20 protein-coding genes and 2 pseudogenes are annotated in these 23,568 nt (G+C 45.1%); 5 read left to right on the plus strand and 17 right to left on the minus strand.

From position 1 onward, the window contains the following. Window positions 1-45 precede the first annotated feature (45 nt). Both uxaB and A7098_RS05490 read left to right on the plus strand, forming a co-directional pair. Window positions 46-1,497 carry a tagaturonate reductase gene (gene uxaB, locus A7098_RS05480; protein ID WP_105280464.1) on the plus strand — a complete coding sequence of 484 codons (1,452 nt, stop codon included), beginning with the start codon at window positions 46-48 and terminating at the stop codon, window positions 1,495-1,497. 196 nt (window positions 1,498-1,693) lie between these two features. Next, window positions 1,694-2,608, plus strand: a complete 915-nt coding sequence (locus tag A7098_RS05490; RefSeq protein WP_105280466.1) for a bestrophin family protein — start codon at window positions 1,694-1,696, stop codon at window positions 2,606-2,608. A 3-nt stretch (window positions 2,609-2,611) separates the two neighbouring features. Here A7098_RS05490 and tam read toward each other — a convergent pair whose 3' ends face one another. Beyond that, window positions 2,612-3,370 (minus strand): trans-aconitate 2-methyltransferase, encoded by a 759-nt coding sequence (gene tam, locus A7098_RS05495; RefSeq protein WP_105280467.1) that lies wholly within the window; start codon window positions 3,368-3,370, stop codon window positions 2,612-2,614. A 380-nt stretch (window positions 3,371-3,750) separates the two neighbouring features. Here tam and A7098_RS05500 point away from each other — a divergent pair, with 380 nt between their 5' ends. Continuing rightward, window positions 3,751-4,704 carry a hypothetical protein gene (locus A7098_RS05500; RefSeq protein ID WP_105280468.1) on the plus strand — a complete coding sequence of 318 codons (954 nt, stop codon included), beginning with the start codon at window positions 3,751-3,753 and terminating at the stop codon, window positions 4,702-4,704. 145 nt (window positions 4,705-4,849) lie between these two features. Here A7098_RS05500 and A7098_RS05505 read toward each other — a convergent pair whose 3' ends face one another. Continuing rightward, entirely contained in the window at window positions 4,850-5,290 is a 441-nt protein-coding gene (locus tag A7098_RS05505; RefSeq protein ID WP_105280469.1) for a GNAT family N-acetyltransferase, read from the minus strand. A 463-nt stretch (window positions 5,291-5,753) separates the two neighbouring features. Then, on the minus strand, window positions 5,754-6,638 hold the full coding sequence (locus A7098_RS05510; protein ID WP_001119030.1) for a LysR family transcriptional regulator: 885 nt from the start codon (window positions 6,636-6,638) through the stop codon (window positions 5,754-5,756). Window positions 6,639-6,811: 173 nt separating this feature from the next. On the opposite strand from A7098_RS05510, the gene A7098_RS05515 reads away from it, so the two are divergent. Together A7098_RS05515 and A7098_RS05520 are read left to right on the plus strand one after the other, a co-directional pair. After that, the gene (locus tag A7098_RS05515) at window positions 6,812-7,948 is read left to right on the plus strand and encodes an alpha/beta hydrolase (protein ID WP_010350796.1); all 1,137 of its coding nucleotides are present in this window, start codon (window positions 6,812-6,814) and stop codon (window positions 7,946-7,948) included. Between the two features lie 177 nt (window positions 7,949-8,125). Next, window positions 8,126-9,319, plus strand: coding sequence for an MFS transporter (locus A7098_RS05520; protein WP_105280470.1), 1,194 nt, complete (start codon window positions 8,126-8,128; stop codon window positions 9,317-9,319). Window positions 9,320-9,535: 216 nt separating this feature from the next. Here A7098_RS05520 and A7098_RS23845 read toward each other — a convergent pair whose 3' ends face one another. From A7098_RS23845 to A7098_RS05590, 14 genes and pseudogenes are all read right to left on the minus strand, one after another. Then, complete coding sequence (locus A7098_RS23845) at window positions 9,536-9,673, minus strand: hypothetical protein (protein ID WP_157943559.1); 138 nt, start codon at window positions 9,671-9,673, stop codon at window positions 9,536-9,538. A gap of 222 nt (window positions 9,674-9,895) precedes the next feature. Next, entirely contained in the window at window positions 9,896-10,273 is a 378-nt protein-coding gene (locus tag A7098_RS05530) for a helix-turn-helix domain-containing protein (RefSeq protein WP_176251453.1), read from the minus strand. Between the two features lie 463 nt (window positions 10,274-10,736). Continuing rightward, on the minus strand, window positions 10,737-11,285 hold the full coding sequence (gene gspM, locus A7098_RS05535) for a type II secretion system protein GspM (protein ID WP_000943885.1): 549 nt from the start codon (window positions 11,283-11,285) through the stop codon (window positions 10,737-10,739). A gap of 1 nt (window position 11,286) precedes the next feature. After that, window positions 11,287-12,465: a type II secretion system protein GspL gene (gene gspL, locus A7098_RS05540; RefSeq protein WP_105280472.1), complete on the minus strand. Its 1,179-nt coding sequence runs from the start codon at window positions 12,463-12,465 to the stop codon at window positions 11,287-11,289. Further along, on the minus strand, window positions 12,462-13,427 hold the full coding sequence (gene gspK / locus A7098_RS05545; RefSeq protein WP_105280479.1) for a type II secretion system minor pseudopilin GspK: 966 nt from the start codon (window positions 13,425-13,427) through the stop codon (window positions 12,462-12,464). Before gspK ends, gspL begins: the two co-directional genes overlap by 4 nt. A 7-nt stretch (window positions 13,428-13,434) precedes the next feature. Further along, window positions 13,435-14,028 carry a type II secretion system minor pseudopilin GspJ gene (gene gspJ, locus A7098_RS05550; protein WP_000706930.1) on the minus strand — a complete coding sequence of 198 codons (594 nt, stop codon included), beginning with the start codon at window positions 14,026-14,028 and terminating at the stop codon, window positions 13,435-13,437. Between the two features lie 135 nt (window positions 14,029-14,163). After that, window positions 14,164-14,265: pseudogene (locus A7098_RS24150) on the minus strand (type II secretion system protein); the annotation flags it as partial. 16 nt (window positions 14,266-14,281) lie between these two features. Then, window positions 14,282-15,517 (minus strand): annotated as a pseudogene (gene gspF / locus A7098_RS05560) (type II secretion system inner membrane protein GspF). Beyond that, window positions 15,517-17,010 (minus strand): type II secretion system ATPase GspE, encoded by a 1,494-nt coding sequence (gene gspE, locus A7098_RS05565; RefSeq protein WP_024212691.1) that lies wholly within the window; start codon window positions 17,008-17,010, stop codon window positions 15,517-15,519. The pseudogene gspF and the gene gspE overlap by 1 nt, the downstream one beginning before the upstream one ends. Before the next feature lie 2 nt (window positions 17,011-17,012). Next, window positions 17,013-19,070: a type II secretion system secretin GspD gene (gene gspD / locus A7098_RS05570; protein WP_105280473.1), complete on the minus strand. Its 2,058-nt coding sequence runs from the start codon at window positions 19,068-19,070 to the stop codon at window positions 17,013-17,015. Window positions 19,071-19,105: 35 nt separating this feature from the next. Continuing rightward, entirely contained in the window at window positions 19,106-19,978 is an 873-nt protein-coding gene (gene gspC / locus A7098_RS05575) for a type II secretion system protein GspC (RefSeq protein WP_286140439.1), read from the minus strand. A 117-nt stretch (window positions 19,979-20,095) separates the two neighbouring features. After that, window positions 20,096-20,500 carry a type II secretion system pilot lipoprotein GspS-beta gene (gene gspS2, locus A7098_RS05580; protein WP_085460725.1) on the minus strand — a complete coding sequence of 135 codons (405 nt, stop codon included), beginning with the start codon at window positions 20,498-20,500 and terminating at the stop codon, window positions 20,096-20,098. 57 nt (window positions 20,501-20,557) lie between these two features. Further along, entirely contained in the window at window positions 20,558-21,340 is a 783-nt protein-coding gene (locus tag A7098_RS05585; protein ID WP_301005537.1) for an A24 family peptidase, read from the minus strand. A gap of 115 nt (window positions 21,341-21,455) precedes the next feature. Continuing rightward, complete coding sequence (locus A7098_RS05590) at window positions 21,456-23,318, minus strand: metallophosphoesterase (RefSeq protein WP_301005538.1); 1,863 nt, start codon at window positions 23,316-23,318, stop codon at window positions 21,456-21,458. Window positions 23,319-23,568: the final 250 nt, after the last annotated feature.

The following is a 23,568-nucleotide window of genomic DNA, read 5'->3' on the forward strand; positions in this document are numbered from 1 at the left end:
TACCAATTCAAACAGGTTGTATGACTAATCAAAAGGGAACCCATTGTGAAAACACTAAATCGTCGCGATTTTCCCGGTGCACAGTATCCAGAACGAATCATTCAGTTTGGTGAAGGTAACTTTCTGCGCGCCTTTGTTGACTGGCAAATTGATCTCCTGAATGAACACACCGACCTGAATTCTGGCGTGGTCGTTGTTCGTCCGATTGAAACTTCATTCCCGCCGTCACTGAGCACGCAGGATGGTCTGTATACCACCATTATTCGTGGCCTGAATGAGAAGGGAGAAGCGGTCAGCGATGCGCGTCTGATTCGTTCTGTAAACCGTGAAATCAGCGTCTACGGTGACTACGATGAATTCCTGAAACTTGCACATAATCCGGAAATGCGCTTCGTCTTTTCCAACACCACAGAAGCGGGTATTAGCTATCATGCGGGCGACAAATTTGATGATGCGCCAGCAGTAAGCTATCCGGCAAAACTGACGCGTCTGCTGTTCGAACGTTTCAGCCATTTCAACGGCGCGCTGGATAAAGGTTGGATCATCATTCCGTGTGAGCTGATCGACTACAACGGCGACGCGTTGCGTGAACTTGTGCTGCGCTACGCACAAGAATGGGTACTGCCCGAAGCATTTATTCAATGGCTGGATCAGGCTAACAGTTTCTGTTCTACGCTGGTGGACCGCATCGTTACCGGTTATCCGCGTGATGAAGTGGCTAAACTGGAAGCTGAACTCGGCTATCACGATGGTTTCCTCGACACCGCTGAACACTTTTACCTGTTTGTGATTCAGGGACCGAAATCCTTAGCGACTGAACTGCGTCTGGATAAATATCCGCTTAACGTGCTGATTGTTGACGATATTAAACCGTATAAAGAGCGCAAAGTAGCAATCCTTAATGGCGCACACACCGCGCTGGTGCCGGTGGCGTTCCAGGCAGGGCTGGATACCGTCGGCGAAGCGATGAACGATGCTGAAATTTGCGCATTCGTTGAAAAAGCGATTTACGAAGAGATTATTCCGGTGTTGGATCTGCCACGCGATGAACTGGAATCTTTCGCCAGCGCCGTTACCGGGCGTTTCCGTAACCCGTACATCAAGCATCAGCTTCTGTCTATCGCGCTTAACGGTATGACCAAGTTCCGCACCCGTATCCTGCCGCAGCTGCTGGCAGGGCAGAAGGCAAACGACACACTTCCGGCGCGCCTTACTTTCGCATTAGCGGCATTGATTGCGTTTTATCGCGGTGAGCGTAACGGAGAAACATATCCGGTACAGGACGATGCCCACTGGCTGGAACGTTATCAGCAACTCTGGAGCCAGCATCATGACCGTGTTATCGGCACCCAGGAACTGGTTGCTATTGTGTTGGCAGAAAAAGACCACTGGGAGCAGGACTTGACGCAAGTGCCTGGTCTGGTCGAGCAGGTTGCTAATGACCTGGATGCGATTCTCGAAAAAGGAATGCGCGAAGCTGTACGTCCGTTGTGCTAATACTCTGAACCCGGTTTCGACCGGGTTTCTTATTTGACTATATTAGTTACAACATCCTATGTGCCTTTATCATTAACAGGTGCCACATGCAGCACCTGTTAATGTTGTAAGCTTGTAGGTAATTTGTAAGTAGTGTCTTGAGAATGTGATCGGAATCACGTTTAATAGGGCGACTTTTCCACGCCTGAAGATAATCATGATTGTTCGTCCACAACAACACTGGCTGCGCCGTATTTTTGTCTGGCACGGTTCAGTATTATCCAAGATATCCTCGCGCTTACTACTCAATTTTCTCTTTTCTATCGCTGTTATTTTCATGCTGCCCTGGTACACGCATTTGGGCATCAAATTCACCCTCGCACCGTTCAGCATTCTCGGTGTCGCCATCGCCATTTTTCTTGGTTTTCGTAATAATGCTGGGTACGCCCGTTACGTTGAAGCGCGCAAACTTTGGGGGCAGTTGATGATTGCCTCACGGTCGTTACTGCGCGAGGTAAAAACGACATTGCCGGATTCGGCAAGTGTAAGGGAGTTTGCCCGGCTGCAAATCGCCTTCGCCCACTGTTTACGCATGACATTACGCAAACAGCCACAGGCGGGAGTGCTGGCACATTATCTTAATACTGGAGATCTTCAGCGAGTACTGGCTTCCAACTCTCCAGCTAACCGTATTTTATTGATAATGGGTGAGTGGTTGGCCGTTCAGCGGCGAAACGGGCTACTTTCTGACATTCTGTTTATTAGTCTGAACGATCGTCTTAATGATATTTCTGCGGTACTGGCAGGGTGCGAGCGTATTGCATATACACCAATTCCCTTTGCTTACACCCTGATTTTGCATCGCACCGTTTATCTTTTTTGCATTATGCTACCGTTTGCCCTTGTGGTGGATCTGCATTACATGACGCCTTTTATCTCAGTGCTAATTTCCTACACCTTTATTTCGCTGGATTGTCTGGCGGAAGAGCTGGAAGATCCGTTCGGTACTGAAAACAATGATTTACCGTTGGATGCCATCTGCAACGCTATTGAAATTGACCTGTTACAGATGAACGACGAAACAGAAATTCCGCCGAAGATTCTTCCCGATCGCCATTACCAGCTGACGTAATAATTACTCCGTGCGCCGGGCAACAATAAACAGACGCGGAAATGCCAACAGTATCTGCCCGTTCTCCTGCAGTGGATACTGTTCTTCCAGCATCTGATGGTAGCGCGTAAGAAAATGCTGCTGCTCACTCTCCGTCAGATCCTGCAACCATGGGCGTAATCCGGTGGCTGTCACCCAGTCAATAATCGCCTGGTGCGACGGCATCTGGTGATAGTAGGTGGTGCGCCAGATATCAACCTCACATCCGGCTTCGCTCAGAATATCGTAGTAAGCATGAACGCCTGCCAGCGGTTCGCGTCCACGATCCGGATAATGCTGCTCCCAGGCGACTTCGCGCATTAACACATGCGTCGGCTCCAGCCAGTTGTCCGGCATTTGCACCGCCAGCACGCCATGCGGATTGAGTAACGATACCAGATGCGGAAACAGTTCATAGTGTTCGGGCAGCCATTGCAGCGAGGCATTGGCGAAAATCAGATCGAGTGCATGGTTAGGTTGCCAATTGCGGATGTCTGCTTCCACAAACTGACATTCTGGTAAAATTGCGCGCGCTTCGGCAATCATCGCCGGAGACGAATCAATGCCGGTAATTTTAGCCGTTGGCCAGCGTTGATGTAGCAGGGCGGTGCTATTGCCTGGGCCACAGCCAAGATCGGCTATTTCCCAGGCGTTTTCCAGAGGGACTCTGGCAAGCAGTTCTACTGCCGGTCGTGACCGTTCGGCGTTGAAGTGCAGATATAAAGAGGGATTCCAGTCAGCCATTTTTTTACTCCCGTCAGCGCATTATCCCAAGTGTAGATAAAACTGATGGATTCGCCTCACGTCATCAATCCATTGAACACGCGCTTTGTACGTGGCCTACGTGATTAACTCAAATGTAGCCTGGCGTAAATTTTAATTACAACCACTTTAAAACAAATAAAATCCATATATTAAGCTTTTTGTTGATTTTATATGAATCTATTAACATACAGAATATTCAATATCTAATTTTAATATCTGCCAGCCAAATATCCATGAAGTAAATAATTCCACAGAGGATTTTTTTTGATATCCTTAGGGCAGGAGCCAGATTTGAAGGAGTTTTTTGTGCAATCATGGCATTTTGGACACTAACTCTATCGGATATAGAGATATAAAACATGACGAGAAAATTTGCATTCAACATTTTATACATCATTGATGTTTTAGGTGATGAGGATCTTGATTCCCCGAGTGACATCAAAATCAATAATAAACCAGATGATATAACGCTTAAAAGTAATACCGCCTCAAAACTATTTAAATCCATATCAAGTCTGAAAGTGCCAATTCCTATTGTTTTTGTTAAGATACATAATATCCCCATGCTGAATCCTTTCTTTAAAGAGCTGGAAAAAGGAGTCATAAAAAAAGGGTTAATTCCTATAGTGCATTTTGAGTGTCATGGTTCACCCGAGGAAGGAATGTTTCTCCCTGGAATTAAAAAATATATCTCCTGGGGGGATATGAATGATTTATTTTTAATGATAAACAAGCATACAATGAATAATCTACTGGCCATTGTCGCTGGCTGTGACAGTTTCAAATCAACAGAAAATATAGAGTTTGCAAAAGGAAGCCCTTATGGCTGCTATATTGGCGCAAACAAAGTTACTGACGCAAGTATAATTAGCAGGTTTAAAGATTTTTACCGTTATATCTTTTTATATAATGATTTCGATGGAGCTTGTGATCTTTTAGGTGCCGATTTTTCTATGGTTTTCTCATATGATATCTGTATGCAAAGCTTTTTACTTCCATTGGTCTTGAGTTATTTCGGAAAAGATAAAAAAGAGTTTGTTGAGTATACAATCAACCGACTAATAGACAATGGACAACAGGGCTCTATAGGTGAAATAAGAAAGTTAGCAAAATACAGGTTAAAACATATTGATAAGTATTATGAACGTTCTGGTGTTCAATTCTTACATGGGCAAAAGCCGCTTGCGTTTACGGAATTAAAGCGAATTGCACAGGAACTTAAGGACAAACTTATTGACGAGGCTAAATTCAACCTCGAACTGAGGAATGCAATTAAATTGAAAAGAAATACAATCATGGGGAAGGGGGCTTGACCCTGAAAACACTGGATTTACTACTGTAGAATACCTGGTGTACATCAAGTCAGATGATATACACCAGGTGGCACAACTTACGAAGTGGTTATAATAATCAGCTTGCGCTCGTACTCGAATCCGACATGCAAACCTCGCTGGAGAGTTATTTAACAATGGGCATGTCTGCGAGAAGCTTAACAAAACGCTTCCTCACTTCCTGATAACCGTAGCTTTCATAAAACTTGTGTGCTCTGATTCTACGTTCACTGCTTGAAAGCTCAATTTGAGAACATCCCTTATCCAGTGCGATTTGCTCAGAGGCAATGAGAAGCTTCTTTCCGATACCTGTTCCTCGCGACGATTCATCTATGACCAGAGCTGAAATTAATGCCCACAAACCGTTTTCATGTACAGGGGTGATAAAATTCATCACAATAACCCCGCAGAGTTCCTTTTCTGCTTCAGCAACCAAAATACTAAGACTGGTATGCTTCTGGTTAATATGATTTTCTAAGCGTTCTACATCTGTCTGATAACCCAATTGCAGAAAGAGCTTTTGTAGAGATGGTATATCTTTTAATTCAGGAGTCCTGATTAAGACCATTGCCATAACCTTTGTCAGAAGAGTTAAGTAAAAATATCCCAGTCTCTCTAAAGTTGCCAGGGTTGCTTTTCGCTGTGAATTCAACTGATGGACGCACAATGTTGCTGAATGAGCTCACCAGTACAAGCACGTCGATCCTTGGCTACTGAATTTTGGGGGCGCGAAGCCTGCGTGGAACCAAACACGTCCTGTAAGAGCCTGAGTTGATTAACATCGGTCATTGAGAAAAACTCAGTTCCGAATGCAGTTATGAGTCTCATCCTTTGAAAGCAGTGGTGAGACTGTAGCGCGGGCATGGCTATATTTGCCAGAAATGGACATCTCAATTTAGCCTCTACAATCTATGTCAAAGCTAAGTTCAGATGTCCGGGGCAGGGTAAAGCTGAAATGTCCGCTGTGTGCCAGGAACGGACGTTGTTTTCCAACTATTACCCAGGCCTTCGAATCATCTCATCTTCATCCCTTAAATTCTCAATGTATCGATAACCGCTCGTAGAGCGGGTGACACATTTCTGTGCGGATAATAGATATATGAACCTTCCAGGCGTTGGCTGTAGCATTGCAAAACTCTGATCAGCGCCCCCTGTTCTATATCATCAGACACCAATTCCTCCGGAACATAAGCCAGTCCCAGACCTAGCCTCGCGGCTTTGGCTTCCATATAACTGTCAGCAAAGGCCCATTGTCCCTGAGGCTGATGGGTGATCTTTTTACCGTCCTGATTGAGTTCCCAGGCATACAGGCTGCCGTCGCCGAACTGGTAAGCGATGCAGGGATGACCCACTAAATCGGTGGGGGTTTGCGGAAATCCGTAGCGACGAAAGTGCTCGGGTGTGCCGACAACGGCCATCTCCATATCGGGCGAAATACGCACCGCGACCATACCGCTATCCACTTCCGAGCCCAGACGTATACCGGCATCGAAGCGTTCAGTAATAATATCGACAAACCGGCTTTCACTGATGAGCTCCAGCCGAATATCCGGGTAGCGTTGTTTAAACACCGCCAGCTTCGGCAGCAGTACTTTGTCAATGGCGTGCTGGCTGGCATTAATACGGACCGTACCCGATGGTGTATGGCGATAATGGGCCAGCGTGGCAAGCCCCATATCTAAGGCGTCAAATCCAGATTCGACGTTTTTATAGAGCAACTCGCCAGCATGGGTGAGCGATAGCTTGCGCGTGGTGCGTACCAGAAGCTGCACGCCCAGTCGTTCTTCCAGCTCGCGCACTGCACGGCTAATTCCTGACTGCGCCAGACCAAGCCTCTGTGCGGCGGCGGTAAAACTCCCTTCTCGCACGACCTGCATAAACAGATAGAGATCGTTATAGTTTTCCCTTTTCGCCATCATTCTTCCTCTGCTGCTGCATCACAATTCAGAACAATATGGTATTAATCTTAGCATTATTTACCCTCTAATCAGCACTATTAGTGCTAACTATAATATGCGCGTTGCAACAAAGCACGGCAGCGTTGGCCGTATGAAACCAGTATCTGGCACATTTTATGAAGGGGATTTTGATGACTGCTTTCACCCAAAAATTGACAGCTGCGATACCCGCCATGCTGTTATGCGCATCATTAAGTGGAGTCACAAATATGAGTTACGCTGATACAACCAATCCGAACGCGCCCGTTTCGCTGGTTGAGAAATGGGATAAAACTTTTGCTGAGAGCACGAAAGTTGATCACCGTAAGGTGACCTTTCCGAACCGGTACGGGATCACCTTAGTCGGGGATCTCTACATACCGAAGGATCGTGGAGATCGCAAGCTGGCCGCTATTGCTGTTAGTGGCCCCTTCGGGGCGGTGAAAGAGCAATCCAGCGGCCTGTATGCGCAGACGCTGGCTGAACAGGGATTTGTCACTCTGGCTTTCGACCCTTCATACACGGGTGAAAGCGGCGGCTACCCGCGAAACGTCGCATCTCCGGATATCAACACCGAGGATTTCAGCGCGGCGGTTGATTTCTTAGGCCTGCAAAAAGAGGTGGATCGCAACCGTATCGGGTTGCTCGGTATCTGCGGATGGGGCGGCATGGCTTTAAACGACGCTGCGATGGACACGCGTGTCAAGGCGGTGGCGAGCAGCGTGATGTATGACATGAGCCGTGCAATGGGTCATGGCGTGGGCGATGGCAAAGACCGCTATACCACTGCCGATCGTCGTGCCGTATTGCAGTATCTGAACATGCAGCGCTGGAAGGATGCGGAAAATGGCGCTTTCGCGCCAGGCGGGCATGACATTTACGTTGATGAGAAGGGCAACGTCACCGCTTCCGATCGTATTTTACCGGAAACTCTGCCCACGAATCCTAATCCGGTATTGAAAGAGTTCTTTGATTATTACCGCATGCCGCGTGGTTTCCATGCGCGTTCGGTCAACTCAACCGGTGCCTGGAATGCAACCATGCCGCTGTCATTTATGAATATGCCGCTGCTAAGTTACGCTAATGAAGTTACTATCCCTACACTCATCGTGACCGGCGAAAAAGCCCATTCACGCTATTTTGCTGAAGATGCCTTTAACGCGATCGGCAGCAAAGAGAAAGAGTTAGTGATTGTTCCCGGGGCAAACCATGTTGATCTGTATGACAACGTTGCGGGTAAGATCCCATTTGCCAAATTTGAGCAATTTTTCAAGGCAAACTTAAGATAACCCGAAAGGTTTACCAGGCCACCTGTCGTAAACGGGTGGCTTTTAACTGCCTAGTGTGATGCAGAATATGCCACATCGCCCTCTATTCTCACCCAACTATTATGTCGTTATTCCCTGAATAACTTCTGACCCGACTGCGCCTGAATCTGGCTGGTTCGATATTAAGGGATGCTAATAATGTTCACTATAAGTCTAAAACAATCATACGAAAAAACGCATGCATACTGGAGCGGCGTATTTGCCATGACGCTTTGCGTGTTTGTGCTGATCGCTTCTGAGTTTATGCCAGTCAGCCTGCTTACGCTCATTGCCCATGATTTACACGTTACCGAAGGGCTGGCAGGGCAAGGAATTGCTGTGTCTGGCGCGCTGGCGGTGCTTACCAGTCTGACTATCTCCCGTATTGTCGGAGACCTGAATCGAAAATATCTTCTGCTGGGGCTGACGGTCTTAATGGCCATATCGGGAATAGTTATCACCATAGCGCCTAACTATCCGGTTTATATGCTGGGGAGGGCTCTGATTGGCGTCGTCATCGGAGGATTCTGGTCAATGTCGGCTGCAACCGCCATTCGGCTCGTGCCGCAGCACCAGGTTCCCCGCGCACTGGCAATTTTTAACGGCGGCAACGCGCTGGCCACCGTTGTGGCTGCGCCGCTTGGTAGCTATCTGGGGACAACCATCGGTTGGCGTGGCACCTTTTTATGTCTGGTCCCCCTTGCGATAGCTGCGTTCATCTGGCAATGGATCAGCCTGCCTTCGATGGAAAGCGATAAAACACATAAACCACAGGGGTCTGTGCTTCGTCTGTTCAATGTCGCCATCGTACCAACGGGACTGCTGGCCTGTGGGCTCTTCTTTATGGGACAGTTTGCTTTATTTACCTACGTGCGCCCCTTTCTGGAAAGCGTCACCAGAGTGGGAGCTTCTGATCTTTCTCTGATTTTGCTCGCAATAGGTGTAGCAGGTTTTGTCGGCACAATGCTCGTCTCAACATTCCTGAACACCATATTTTATAAGACATTAATCATGATCCCGTTGCTTATGGCAGCGATTACCGGTGCGTTACTGCTGGTCGGACACCACATCTGGGCTGTTGCCGTTTTACTCAGCCTGTGGGGGCTACTTGCAACGGCTGCGCCAACGGGGTGGTGGACATGGATAGCACGTGCGTTACCCGAAGATGCAGAGACGGGGGGAGGCCTCATGGTTGCGGTGATTCAGCTATCTATTGCACTTGGTTCAACGGCTGGAGGTCTGGTATTCGACAGTCTGGGATGGAGAAGTGCTTTTGGTTTAAGTGGTTTGTTACTTCTGGGAGCGGTGGCGATGACATGGGTCACATCCCGTCAAAGTAGGAATGCGCAGTAGCGCAATCCTTTTATTTCTGGCGTACGTTCTTTAAGGCATACGGCTGAGGGGCTAATGACCGCTCCTCGCTCAAAGCGGACATTAATGTCTCTGGCAATTCAGTTCTGTGAAGGGTGGGATTATGTCTGCCTTCAGAGCTTCGTCATTTCCTTGTACCGAAAATTTCTTCAGAACGGGACTGTAACGTCTTCAACGCATCAAGCATATCGTCACCATTCAGTGAACGTTGCGATTTCTTTTCGCCTGGTTTTCTGGGCCATCACCGGCAGGGAGTGCCTGTGAACGGTTATTATCGCGTTTATCCTGAAACAGTTTGATAAATTCAAGGGTACGTCCGAGTCGTTTGTTTTCCACGATAGCCCCCTGGTCGATTTCCTGGAGCCGATCATAGGTGGAGTAGGGAAGAGCTTCACCGTTAAGGCAGAGTTCTTTACGACCTTCCGGGTAATGCCAGACCTCGATATATTTCCCGATAGCCCTGCGGCTTAACTCATCTCATTATCTTCAATCAGATAAAGTACTGCACCGTTAAAGATTTTGAAACACGTCGCAGTTCCCGCCATGTGAAAGATGCGGCTAGATCATCAGTTTCAAGTGGCCGGTGAACATCAAAGTCATGCCGAGGCGATTTCGCAAAGCGCCGGTTGTAATCATCATTTTCCGCACGGTCTCTTTTGAAATCCGGACACCGTATTCTGTGGTCAGAATCCGCCAGATTGCAGACGGATTCATCCCCCGACCACGTGTGCGAATAAACTGCAGGGTCTGGTCTCTGATGGCAGTGTTTAACTGATGGTTGCCGGGCTTTCCCCTGCGCTGGCTGACCAGACCGGCAGGTTCCAGCTCACGGTAACGTTTATTATCAATGTATTGCTGGGTGGCCATCATGTAGTCGAACGCATTTTCTGAATCACAGAATCGCAGGTGCATCAGACGACCGGTGGCGTCATCCATGAAGAGCTGAAGCAAAGCCCGGTCAAATACTCGCTGAATGATGCCTTAGTTCGCATAATGTATATTATGTTAAATGAGAGATATCAGAATGCCCCTGACCATCGTACCGACCTCATAGCTCTGATGTACATGCTCCCTCCCCATTACCCGACAGGCACTATCAATCGTTTTGCCTCGGGCATTTCTGTTTTGAAATAGCATATCTGGAGGTCTTCAGTATGCACATTTCAATCTCCCTTACCCTTCAGTTATTACGGGAGTTGAAGGAACGACGTTCGCTCCTGCGTTTGTGATGCTTTGAAACTTCAGCATTAAATGACATGACTCCGGCCGAATTAATCCGAAGTCTTCAGAAAGACATTTAACACTGTACTGATTTTAAGATCATAGCCTACATAGGAAAATCAATGGTTGTCCGCCTGCTGGTTACCATATTACCTACTCTATTTTAAGCAGGCTCCAATCAATATGGAGCTAATACAAGATTCTCAACTTTAATCATCCCCTTTTGTTCAATAGAGATAACATCAATTTGTATAACTTCTAGTGAGTATTTTTTACTCAGCAAACTAAGCCATTTCAGCAAATCATCAAAAATGACGGGCTCAATCGCTACCTGAATATTAGCCCCATTTTGTTTTATTTGTCTGATGACAATAGAATGAATCGAAGAAGTAGTGTTGATAATCTGTGAAATCTGCGAAATTGACAAATTGTCAAAGGTTGCTCGTTTTTGTCTGGCGCTGATAATATCAGGCGTTGCTGTTTGAAGGTTTTTGAGCAGAGTGTTTAATTGTTGCAATTCCCTCTCTTGTTGCTCTATACGTATATTCAATGGCTGCCATAATAGCGAATAATATCCTGCGCAAAACATGATTAACAACGCACCGATCAACAGTCCTTTTTCTCTTAGCGAACGACCAACATAGTATTGAGTAACCCAATTTTCTACTGCATTTGACCACCGATCACGGTAGTGATTAAAAAATTGAATGAATTCATGACGTAACACGTTATTTTCTCCGTAACGTTACTGCTCCTGACACATAATTGTCCTCATTTATTAACGCGTCCTGTTGCACAAAAAAATCTACAGCAAGCGCATCTCGCAGTTTGTCGAAGCTGGAGAAGTCTGGAGCACTTAACCTGAAATGCAGTGTCTGATGTTTTTGATCATAAGTGAAACTACGGATTTCTAACTTTGAGAGCGAGGCAGATTTAAGAGCATTAGCAATAACCGACAGATGTTCGAGAAACGTCTTATCAGTTGCTCGAGACCGAGAATTATTGATCGCTGTTATAATCTGTGAGCGCAAATTAACGATTCGCTTTTGCTCCGGAAAAACCGATAAAAATTGTTTCTCAACACGTATACGGCTTTGTATTACCTGCTCATTAATGCTCCATAACGTCACCACACGATCTGCTAATAAACTAACCAGAATCAGGAATACAGGTAAAACTACTGCCCGCCAACGTATCCACTGTTTTTGATAACTGACCCGGGGTTGCCATGGTCCGGTCAGCAAATTCCCTTCAGGTTGACCGTGCTCACAGAGAGAGAGTTCGCTGGTAATTTTCAGTTTTTCACTATCAGTACCAATCCTGGCTGCTACCTCTTGAGCCGATTTCCCGATCACTGTTAGCTGGAGTGGATGGTTTTGAGCACTAATCTGCGCGCGTAATATGTCAGCTATCAGATCTGGGGCACCACTCCATCCCTGGCATATATCGATTCTAGCGATCACTCGGTCAGCATGGAAAATCATATTCCCACAAGGAATGGACATCCAGTCCGGAACGGCAGTTGCATGGTTAATATCATAACATTGCAACCAGTCAACAATATATTTCATATGTTGCTGATGTATTACTGCAACTATTGCCTGTTGTTTTACAGTCCTCAAAATTGCAAAGTGCAATTCATCAATATCTTCACTCAGATTTTCTTCCAGTAATGCCGGGATAATATTCTGCACCTGGTTGTGAGGGACGTCTTGTATTTCAACTTGCCAGACGCTGAGCCATTCACCGGGAATATAGAGTTGAATTATATCTGTTTGGCACCACTGTATAAGCAATTCGTCGGGAGTTGTGGGCCAAATACCTTGTTCCACTTCTTGTGCATGGCGTTGCCAGCGTATTACCCCGGAGGCAGAAAAGGGGAAAAAAAACTTCAGAATAGCTCTCACTCACTGTCCCCTGTATGATGTCGCTGAACCGAGAAATATTGAGGTCCCTGGCGGGTAATCAAAGAATTCATTGTCAGTTCTGTCTCATTCACAGTAATATCTGAGCGCAACCAAAAGTAATTACTCTGTACGACCAGTACGTCTTTTACTTTTCTTTTTGTATACTCATCGACACGAGTTAGTATCGGATTAGAAAGAAACTGATCGACATCTTTCCATCCTTCTGCGGGACGTTGTTGTAGTAATACGCTGGCTTGAACGGATGTTAACCACGGATCGAATAATGCTTCCAAAAGGATACCTTGTGAGATATCTAATGTATTGATATTGATCTGCTGCATGTTCATCGGCAGTACACAGACCAGCGGTTTCATTTTGCGATAAATATCTGCATCCATTCCCTTAACAATTCGCATCTCACTGATGTCCGCCAGTGGCTGATTTGCCGTATAGAAAGGCTCTGTTTGAGCCCCGTATTCTCTGTCCTCTCGCCCCTGCCGAGTATCTGTACCAATAAACTCCCGCAGGTTTTCAGCAATCTTTTCAGCTCGGTTGATTGGAACTTCCAGACGTAAAAGCAGAGCGATGAGTTGTTGAACAGCAAGGAAGTGTGAAGTTGTTGCCGACCTAGAGAAAATATTCAGATTAAAGCAGGCCTGAGCATCTTGCAGGGTAATGACCACTTTCCCCTGCGGTAAATGAAAAAGACGAGAGCCTGAGGCCCATTCCTGCCCCAAATGTACACGCGTTTCTTTTTTCAGACTCCGACTTAATATACTCAGCGCCAGGCTTTCAACACTGGCGCTGTAACTCATTGCCTGCTGATAATCTTGCTGAATATGTGCTCTTTCCTGTTGCTGCCACATCATGGTCGAGAGGCTGGTAACCATCAGCATCATTGTTGCCAGTAACACCAGCACTACGACAAGTGCAATACCTCGTTTTGGCGGTGTTCGTATCATTATATCGTTATTTAATTTGTGGCCCATGAAGTAACCAAACGCGTTCTATCATGCCCCATTTTTGCGTATGCAGTATTATTCGCATAGCAAAGGGTAACTCCTGTGATGACTGCCAACTCGTCTGCCAGACTGAGCCATCATAAAAAAACAGGCTGAATGTATCGGCCTTAATCAATTTTTGTACGACAGGGTTTACATTAATCAATGGCCAGGATAAGCGTTCGAGATAACCGCTGCGGATACGATACCCGACAGTGAGTAAATTACTACGTGGTAGCTGCATTCCCGGATTGATTATCCCACTGCGGACAAAGCGTATTCCCCAGCTTTCTGAGGCCAGTACACCTTCGCCAGCCAGAAATGACGATTCCCACTGACCGTTTTCCCTTCTCATCTGGCGTGGCACAATTTGTGTCAAATCATGACTCATAAAACTCATCGTTTGTTGAAGTGCTTTTAGTTTATGATCATGTTCGGTGACAACGACGTTGACATTTGAGAGGCCGTTAGCTACCTGCTGCGCCATTAAGACCAGTGAGGCAAAAATAGCAATAGCAATCAGCACTTCAGCTAACGTAAAACCAGAGCGAACAATCTTCAAGGTAGTGCTCCTTCATCTGCGCTAAACCATGCGCGTCCAGAATTAACTACACTGGAAAAGTCTTTCTGGCGACTAACGTCAATATCCACTGCTTTTATCAAGGTGTTGTCTGCTTTTAAGGGCACGGTTCGCCAGCACGACCAGACTGGCCAAAATACCCAGAATAACAATGACTACCATCACCTCTAACAAGGTAAATCCAGCCCGGTGTTTATGATGGCGAGGAAATGAATACATTTGATAGCTCCGTAAATTATATTCCAATCATATTGTTAAGCTGCAGCATAGGCTCAAGGACTGCGACAACGATAAATAGCACTACACCGGCCATCAACATCACCAGGGCCGGTTCAAACAGCCCTAACGCTATCCCCACCAGGGAGTCAAATTCTCGTTCCTGGTTTATTGCAGCCTGATCAAGCATTTTTTCCAGTTGGCCGCTTTGTTCTCCTGATGCAATCATATATAGCATCATTGGTGGGAACAGACCTTGTTCCGCAAGCGCGGCACGTAGACTGCTGCCTTCACGTATGCGGCTTGCGGCTTTCAGCAATTGTTGTTCGACATAGCAATTAACCGACACAGCAGCTGCAGTTTGTACCCCTTCCAGCAGTGGGACATTACTGGCCGTGAGAATACTCAACGTACGAGAGAAACGAGCAGTGTAAAGCCCCTTTGCGACCCGCCCTGCCACCGGCAGGCGTAAAAGTGTCTTATCCCAGCACAGGCGAAAGTTGGCTTTTTTTAATAACCGCTGGATGAAAAAAGACAGAAGCAGAAATCCGGCCAGCCAGTAAAGGCCACCTGACAGTAACGCATTGCTCAGAGAGATAAGCATTCGGGTAGAAGCAGGTAAATCGTGTCCCAGATAATCAAACTGCTCAATAATTTTGGGGACCACTGCCGTCAGCAAAATAGAAACCACACTAATAGCGACAACCAGCAGTACTATCGGGTAGAGCATTGCCTGTTGTAAGCGGGATTTCAGGCGCTGGCGCTGTTCCGTGTAATCCGCCAGTCGATTGAGCACCACGCCGAGATGCCCGGATTTTTCTCCGGCAGCCACCATCGAACAAAACAGAGAATCAAAGACGCGGGGATGTTCGCGCAGGCTGTCCGACAGGGTATAACCTTCCTGAATCCGGCTGCGCAATGCCATTCCCAGGCTTTTCACGTGCAGTTTTTCACTTTGCTCACTGACCGCCTATAAGCAGGTTTCCAGCGGCATTGCGGACTGAACTAATGTTGCAAGCTGGCGTGTGAAAAGGGCAAGTTCGGCAGATGCAACACGTCGGCGTGAATGCCACTGGTGCTGTAACATCCCACGTAAGTTCTTGCCAGTAAAATCATGCAATCGTACTTCAACACGTACAGGAATCAGACCTTTTCCTCGTAACAACTGGCGTGCTTGACGTGCAGAGTCCGCTTCAATCAGACCTTTCGCTTTGTGACCATTATGCTGTAGTGCCTGATAGTAGAATAGTGCCATTACTGCTCCTCCTGAGTAACGCGTAGAACTTCCCTGAGCGTCGTTTCACCAGAAAGGACTTTTTCGATACCATTTGTCCGGATCCCGGCGGAGTACTGCCGAATATAACGCTCCATCTCCCTTTCACCTGCCTTACGATGAATCAAATTACGTAGCGTTGCGTCAACAAGAATTAATTCATGAATAGCTGTTCGCCCTCTGTATCCTTTGTGATTACATGCAGAACACCCCACCGGGTGGTACAGGATGACATCACGTGCCTCGGTAAGCCCCATAAGACGTTTTTCTTCATCGTTAGCCTGAACAGCCTGACGGCAATCTGGACATAGGGTGCGAACCAGACGTTGCGCCATCATTCCTATCAAACTGGATGAAAGTAAAAATGGTTCAATCCCCATATCTTGCAGACGGGTTATGGCTCCAATGGCAGTGTTGGTATGTAGGGTGGAAAGGACCAGGTGCCCTGTTAGAGAAGCCTGAACAGCAATTTCCGCCGTTTCGGTGTCTCGAATTTCGCCAACCATCACGACATCAGGGTCCTGGCGTAAAATCGCCCGCAGGCCACGGGCGAAGGTCATCCCAACGCGGTTATTAACTTGCGTCTGGCCTATTCCTTCAATCATATACTCAACAGGATCTTCAACTGTAAGGATGTTGCGCGTGTGGTTGTTCAACTCCTGTAAACCTGCATAGAGCGTAGTGCTTTTGCCGGAACCTGTTGGCCCAGTGACCAGAAATATGCCATGGGGGCGGTGTAAAAGTTGCCGCAGTTGCGCGGTTAGAGTGTGGTTCAGTCCGAGATACTCAAGAGAGAGGCAGGCCTGGCTTTTATCCAGCAGACGAAGCACCGCCCGTTCTCCCCAGGCTGATGGCATTGTGGAGACACGTACATCAATCGCCCGACCGCCCAGTAGCAACGCGATTCGCCCATCCTGTGGAATACGTTTTTCGGCAATATCCAGGCGAGCCATCACTTTAATACGCGATACCAGCAATGAGGCCAATTTTCGTTCGGGACGCAACATTTCATGTAGCGTTCCATCAACACGAAAACGGATTACCAGACTCTTTTCAAACGTCTCAATATGTATATCGGAGGCTCCCACTTTAATTGCCTCTGCCAACATTGCGTTGATTAATTTGATGATGGGGGCATCGTCGTTACTTTCCAGAAGATCTTCGGTTTCAGGTAGTTCCTCTGCGAGGGTAAAGAAATTCCCGGCAGAACTGATATCTTCCATAAGTTGGCGAGCCTCAGAAGAGTCCCGCTGCCATAATGCATTAAGACGCTGTTCAAATTCTGCCTCACCAATTGTCCTTAGTGTGAATGGGACGCTCAATCGACGCTGTAGTTCCTGCAAGACGGAAACTGACAGTGGATAGACATGCAAGATCTCCAGCGATGATTCACACCAGGCTATCAGGTTAAACCGACGACTAAAACTATAGGGTAATCGGACGGTACCTGCGGCCGTTTCCTCTGGCACTGCCACTTTTAACCCGACCTCCCGGCATTTTGAAACGCGCGTACTTCTGCTGGTAATGACATATTCTGGGCAGGGAGTATCGGCTGAGTGGTTTCCGGCATCAGACTTATTCCTTCCTCATCCCGATAGATCTGTTCAGCGCGCATATAATTATATTTACGCTGTGAAACACCGTCTGCTGCCATACCGTCACGTAGAATTGTCGGGCGAATAAACACCATCAGATTGCGTTTTTCTTTTTTATCTGCGGTGGACTTAAACAGATGACCAATCAATGGGATATCGCCCAGAAGAGGAATTTTTGCCACGCTCTCCCCCGCTTGTTCGTCAATTAATCCACCAAGAACTATTAATTCACCATCATTGGCGAGAACGGTGGTTTTTAGTTTACGCTCACCAAACACAACATCCAGACTGGTCTGTCCTTCCACTTTCGAAACTTCCTGCTCAATGAGCATCTGGACTGCATTACCTTCGTTGATCTGTGGTGTCACCTTCAGCATGATCCCCACTTTTTTCCTTTCTACTGTATTGAAAGGATTGCTGTTATCTGACCCCACAGTGGACCCTGTTAATACAGGAACATCCTGTCCCACCATGAAGAAGGCTTCTTGGTTATCCAGGGTAGTAATGCTTGGCGTGGAGAGTACATTTGTGCTGGAATCATTTTTTATTGCCTGCATGAGTGCCATCCAGTCACCCTTTACCACGCCAACCGCAGTGCCGCTAAAACCAGAAAGCAATTGGGAAAGTGTGGAAAGATCTCCTTCAACATCAGGATTAATGGTTGTCGCACCATTTTCACTAATGACGGTTGATCCTTTCTGGGGCTTCGCTTGGGCAATTGCTGCCCCTAACGTACCAATAGAAATTTGTGTCCCATTGGCAAATTGCATTAATCCCGCATCCTTCGACGCCCACTGGACGCCAAAATTGATATTGCTTCCCTCAGCAACTTCAACAATTAACGCCTCAACATGTACCTGAGCACGACGAACATCAAGTTGTTCAATAACCTTCTGTAAAGACTGCATAATATCTTGCGGCGCAGTGACTATCAGTGCATTGCTGTGTTTACTGGCTGCAATAGAGACAATCTCGCGTTCACTGGTAGTTGTCCCTTCGGCTTCTTCTTTAGCGGCAGTCAACGTGCCGCTGACCTGTTTCAGGACATCAACTAAATCTTCCGCTTTGCTATATTTGAGATAGAACACCTGACTATTGCCGCTGCGCTCCATTTCTGAATCCAGTCGGCGTATCAGTCTGCGCATTTTGTCACGTGCGCCAACATCGCCACTAATCACTACGCTGTTAGTGCGTTCATCAGCGACAATCTGCGTTTTAGATGCTGCAGACTGGTGCTCTCCACTATTTCTGTACAGACTTTCAAGCACTCTGGCAATTTCAGACGCTGATGCATTTGTAAGGGGGATAACCTCTTCGGTTCGATTTCCCGCGTGATCTACTCTTTGAATCACCGCAGTCAAACGTTTCACAACCGATGCACGTCCGGTCAGCATAATGACATTAGATGGTTCGTAATTGACGATGTTGCCAGAACCTGCACTATCAAGCATTTGTTGCAAAACAGGGGCTAATTCACGAACAGAAACATTATGTACAGGTACTACTCTGGTAACCATTTCATCACCGCTGTAATCTCTACCGCCTTCATCAATGAGTGGCAGTGGTTCACCTTTTGCGACAACGGATTTGACGACTTTCAGCACATTGTTTTCCATAGGAACGACGGCATATCCTTGAGCTTCAAGCAGGTTAAGAAAGAGTTGGTAGTACTGGTGTTCATTCAGTGGAGTCATGGTTCGTATACTCACTCGCCCTTCAACACCAGGCCCCATCACGATGGTTTTATTAAGATTGGCTCCAATGGTTTCAACGAACGATTTGAGATCCGTATCTTTGAAATTAGCAGTGAAGGTTGTTTCATTTGCACAGACCACTGAACTGAACAATATCATTACCAGCATCAGCAGATGTATTCTTGAATTGCAAACAACTTTCTTTTTTTTACGCCAGGCAAGTGATGTAATATCACATAGAAACACGATGAATAAATCTCCGGGATTAAATAAAAATATTATTAGTGTAGGCTAATCGAAATATCTTCATACGCCCCATTTCTTAAAATCGTAATTTGCATGGATGTCATGGAATAGACTTGCTGTCTCAGTTTATTTAAGGCATCTGGTGTTTTTAAATCCTGCTGATTTAAAGCAACCGCTATATCTCCCTCTTTGAAACCGCTGGCATCAAAAAGAGCACGGTCAACGCCCGGCTTAACTGTATAACCAACAACGCCCGCTTTACGCACGGGAGTAAACTGAATAAAGTTAAAAACTTCCTGCGGATCTTTTGCCAACATTTCACGCACGGTCATTGGGAGCACATTAGTCTTACGGGGAAAAGTTGACTCTGTAACAGGCAGAGTTTGTACTTTATGGACGTCGTCGTTTTCAGTTTTACTTTGATCGGTGGAGTAACTCTCATCGACCAGACGTAGACACTCAATTTTTCCCTGATGGCTTATCATCACATGATCTGGATAGATACCTGTAATAACAGCTTTATTGTTTGTCAGCGACTCACCCAGTAAAAGAACCTGCTGTTTATCCCCATCTTCAATAACAGCACCAGGTCTGGCACCCAAAGCGATACCGCGTAACTTCACATTGAGAGAGGTTTTTGTTACAGAAGCAGATTGAGGTTGATGTACGAATGCTGTTGTCGGTTGATATTTACCAAACCAATTTTGCTGTTGGATAAGCTTTAAAGATTCGGTGTTAACCATTACCGAATCCATCCTTTTTTTTTCGGTAACCGAATTGGAAACCTTCGTGTATTCTGTAGGTAAAGTGATATAACGCCAAAGTGATAGCGACATCTTTAAATAAAGGCTAAAAAGAAGTATCCAAAGCATATAGCGAACAATATTCAGAAAAAAAATTCTGTTCATATAGGAATGTTATACATAGTCTGCGCTTTGATTATTTTATTAATATATTCAATAAAGTTGCGTATAATATTACAATATTTCATTCGTGCAGGCTCAAACTCTTTGATATGATAATTATCATATTCTGCAGGTTGTACGATTCAACTTACTCTGATAGGAAGAACCTGAGGATATATCATTGATCATAATCTCATAAAGAATACCCCTGGAAATCATATTTACCACTGAAGGATCAGCACACATTTGTTGTTGAAAATTCCACAAAAACTTTTCAGGCGTTAAAATAGGTTGTGTCCCTGCTTCGCTGATAACGGTCATTGTTACTGTCGACCCACTACTACGGGCAAACGCTAATGTATAACCAGCGGATTGAACTGGCAGACTCTGACTAATATTCCGCGCCAATTCTTTAGCCAATGAACTGGCATTTTGATTATGACCTGAACATCCTGTTAACAAAATGCAAACGACACTAAAAAGTAAGTATGTTAATCTTTTATGTAATACTTCTTTTACTGACATGTTTTCAGACTCACTGATTCATTATGAAACGAGACTGCCGTCAAGAGATGAACGTTGTCACTGACACATTCTCTGGACATAGAGAGTCGCTAAACCGCCTAAACTGAGACAGGGTCCAAAGGGCAACAGGCCTGATTGGTTTCTCATAATGACGGCATACACTAAGCCACTGAGTGAAGCAATCAGTGCCACATAGGGCAATGATGATGCCCCTACCCAACCACCTAACCCGGCAAACAATAATACATCCCCCATACCCAGCGACTCTTTCCGTAGAACGATTCCAGCCCCCCATCTTAGGGAATAAAAGGAGGCGAATCCCGCAAGCACGCCAGTAACTGCTTCATGTAATGACAACGGACTTTGCTGTGTCCATGCGACAATCAGGCCTGTCCACAATATGCCCTGAGTAAATACGTCGGGTAACCATTGATGCTCAATGTCGATGAAACTCGCAGCGATCAGCAAAGCAGATAAAATCATTACCGCTACACTCCAGATATTGGCTGGCCAGACAAACCACGCAAGTAAAAAGGAGAAAGCGGTTAATAATTCGGTCAACGGATAGCGCAAACCAATTTTCTCATGGCAGTTACGGCAATATCCCTTTAGTATCAACCATGAGAATAAAGGAATAATATCGTAAACCCGCAGAGTCTGACGACAATATGGGCAGTGTGAGCGAGGTCGGGCAAGGCTAATTTTGGGTTGTAAGCTATCAATATCTCCCTGAAATTCTGCCAGTTGCTGTTTGCACATGATTGGATAACGCCAAATTACGACATTCAGAAAACTACCTGTGATAAGTCCAATAAAGAATAAAATAAAGTAAAGTGCCAAAAAAAGTCCTTATGTTAAATTATAAGCCATTAAAGACTGGGGGCTATATTTATAGACCCCACAACCATAATTATAAATTGTGATGACAAGAGAAAACATTGAATGATGAAGTTATTCAACGACAGCTAACTTGTTGCCATGCCGCATTCAATGTAGTCCCCCATGTGGCAAAACAAGTATCTTTCCTTATATTGTTTACTTTGAATATTCTTCGCTGCGGCTCCCAGACTAATCCTGTATTATTTTTAACTTCCAGAGATTCGATTGTAGAGCCTGCAGGCACAAAGTACTCCCAGGAATTACCTGCAAGTAGTTTATCGGAATTGATCGTCTCCTGTTTACCATCCTGTGTATTGTAAATTAAAGAAACAAAAGCCTCATATCCGCCGGATGTCTTTACACGTACATAAATTGGGGATGGCGCAGGTGCCTGCGGCGGTGTAATACTTTGAGAATCCTCAAGATTAACAGTGCTTATTAGTTCAGGTTCATTTGTATTATCTACTCCCTTATATATTTTTGCAGTTTGTTTAACTGTGTCGATTTCCGCTTTGAGGTAGGTACCTAATGCGCTTGAACCAGAAAGGATAAAACCGTTGCGAGTCTCGCCAACTGAATTGTGATAATGACCAGAAAATCGTAGTTTTACCTTATATTTATCAAGGAGGTTTTGTAGATTGCCGGCATCTGCATCATCACGATGCTGGTTAAAGATCACAATCTGTTTTTTCTTGTAAGCTGAATATAATTGACTTTCAAGCCATGAGTACCCCGGATCCTGATATCTCTCAATTATATAACGCATTGCCCCATTACCCCAACCACCAGATGAGTATTGGTTTAAAGATAATGGATTTTTTCGCGATTCAAAATCATTGAGCTGAATAACAAGAATATCCCCAAAATCAATAGAATATGACAAAGAACCTTTAATTGACTCAACAATATCAGGAAATAAATACCCGTAATAGTAGTGTGCGTCAAAGCTCGCTATATTTTCTCTACCATTAATATGGTGAAATAGTTTTGTTATACTCCGTATAAAACAATTGTTTTCATGACAATCATTATAGTTATTATACATGTCGTGGTTGCCTAATCCGAAATAATAAGGAATTTCCAATGTTTTGATAATATTCTCAAAGTCGTTCCATTCACTTCCATGACCATATTCAGTAAGATCACCATTAATCAACACCGCGTCGACATCAGAATGATGTCTATTAAACATCTCATATTGTTTTTTGATATTACCTTTAGAGGTCTCAGCAGAAATATTATTGCAATTGCCCTGACATACTAATTGTGGATCAGATGTTATTAAAAATGAACGTAAAGGGGATATTTTTAAACTAGACACCTTGTCATTTAAACTTGATAATGACCCAATGTTGCCATGAAAACTTATTTTATTCCCCTCAAAGTTAAAATGTTCGAAAAGAGTCCCTGTGGAATTGACTACGCTTATAGAAGATAAAGTGTCATTTTCTTTGACATTGGATATGTCATTATCTGAACACTCGCTAATATTTCTGTAATTTACATCTTTATAGAGGCAAACCTTCGGAATATAAAACGTTTGATTAGATGAAGACTCACAAACTTCAGACGTTACAGCGTTATCTTGTCTCACCGTCAGGCATTCATCTGGCTTATCATAAGGTCTGATGGTGTTTTGACTTATTGTAAACTTTTGGTTATCCTCACCATTACATTCCCAGAGTATAGCTTTGCTATCGTCATTATCTCTATTGATACTGAGACAATAATTTGTCTGAGTGGCAACTTTTATATTTCCATTTGAGTATATAAAATTCTGATTATCTCCATTATGAGGGGGAGAAAAGATGATAGCAGAACCATTAGAGAATTGGCTATCAAATACACTCATCACCAAACCTTCATGTTTAAATGGATGCGCCATCAAAATTTTTGGAAAAATCGCAAGAAACACGATAAAAGAATGTCTAATCATCATCTTTGCACTTTAATAACTATTTTAATGAGGTAAGGGATTACTAACGTTTAAAGATTTATATCTACAATATCACCATTTAACATTATCTGCTTTATTGTATTAGCTGTTAACAATTAACCTTGCCTTTTTGTTCTTGGCCTGTTCGCTTTGATATAGAAAATAAGCATACTACCGTCCATACCGTGATCTGCATACGGCCATAACAGATATGAAACAAAGTAAATTATAATTTACACGAGAGTATCAAAGT

The sequence above is a fragment of the Escherichia sp. MOD1-EC7011 genome (assembly GCF_002965005.1).
Lineage (GTDB): Bacteria > Pseudomonadota > Gammaproteobacteria > Enterobacterales > Enterobacteriaceae > Escherichia > Escherichia ruysiae.

Bases quoted from the DNA above. Each gene is read 5' to 3' on its own strand.
- A7098_RS05590 (WP_301005538.1), bottom strand. From the start codon at position 23,318: ATGATGATTAGACATTCTTTTATCGTGTTTCTTGCGATTTTTCCAAAA.
- tam (WP_105280467.1), bottom strand. From the start codon at position 3,370: ATGGCTGACTGGAATCCCTCTTTATATCTGCACTTCAACGCCGAACGG.
- A7098_RS05500 (WP_105280468.1), top strand. From the start codon at position 3,751: ATGACGAGAAAATTTGCATTCAACATTTTATACATCATTGATGTTTTA.
- gspK (WP_105280479.1), bottom strand. From the start codon at position 13,427: ATGATACGAACACCGCCAAAACGAGGTATTGCACTTGTCGTAGTGCTG.
- A7098_RS05505 (WP_105280469.1), bottom strand. From the start codon at position 5,290: ATGGTCTTAATCAGGACTCCTGAATTAAAAGATATACCATCTCTACAA.
- A7098_RS05520 (WP_105280470.1), top strand. From the start codon at position 8,126: ATGTTCACTATAAGTCTAAAACAATCATACGAAAAAACGCATGCATAC.
- A7098_RS05515 (WP_010350796.1), top strand. From the start codon at position 6,812: ATGACTGCTTTCACCCAAAAATTGACAGCTGCGATACCCGCCATGCTG.
- gspC (WP_286140439.1), bottom strand. From the start codon at position 19,978: ATGAACAGAATTTTTTTTCTGAATATTGTTCGCTATATGCTTTGGATA.
- A7098_RS05530 (WP_176251453.1), bottom strand. From the start codon at position 10,273: ATGGATGACGCCACCGGTCGTCTGATGCACCTGCGATTCTGTGATTCA.
- A7098_RS05510 (WP_001119030.1), bottom strand. From the start codon at position 6,638: ATGGCGAAAAGGGAAAACTATAACGATCTCTATCTGTTTATGCAGGTC.
- gspS2 (WP_085460725.1), bottom strand. From the start codon at position 20,500: ATGTCAGTAAAAGAAGTATTACATAAAAGATTAACATACTTACTTTTT.
- A7098_RS05490 (WP_105280466.1), top strand. From the start codon at position 1,694: ATGATTGTTCGTCCACAACAACACTGGCTGCGCCGTATTTTTGTCTGG.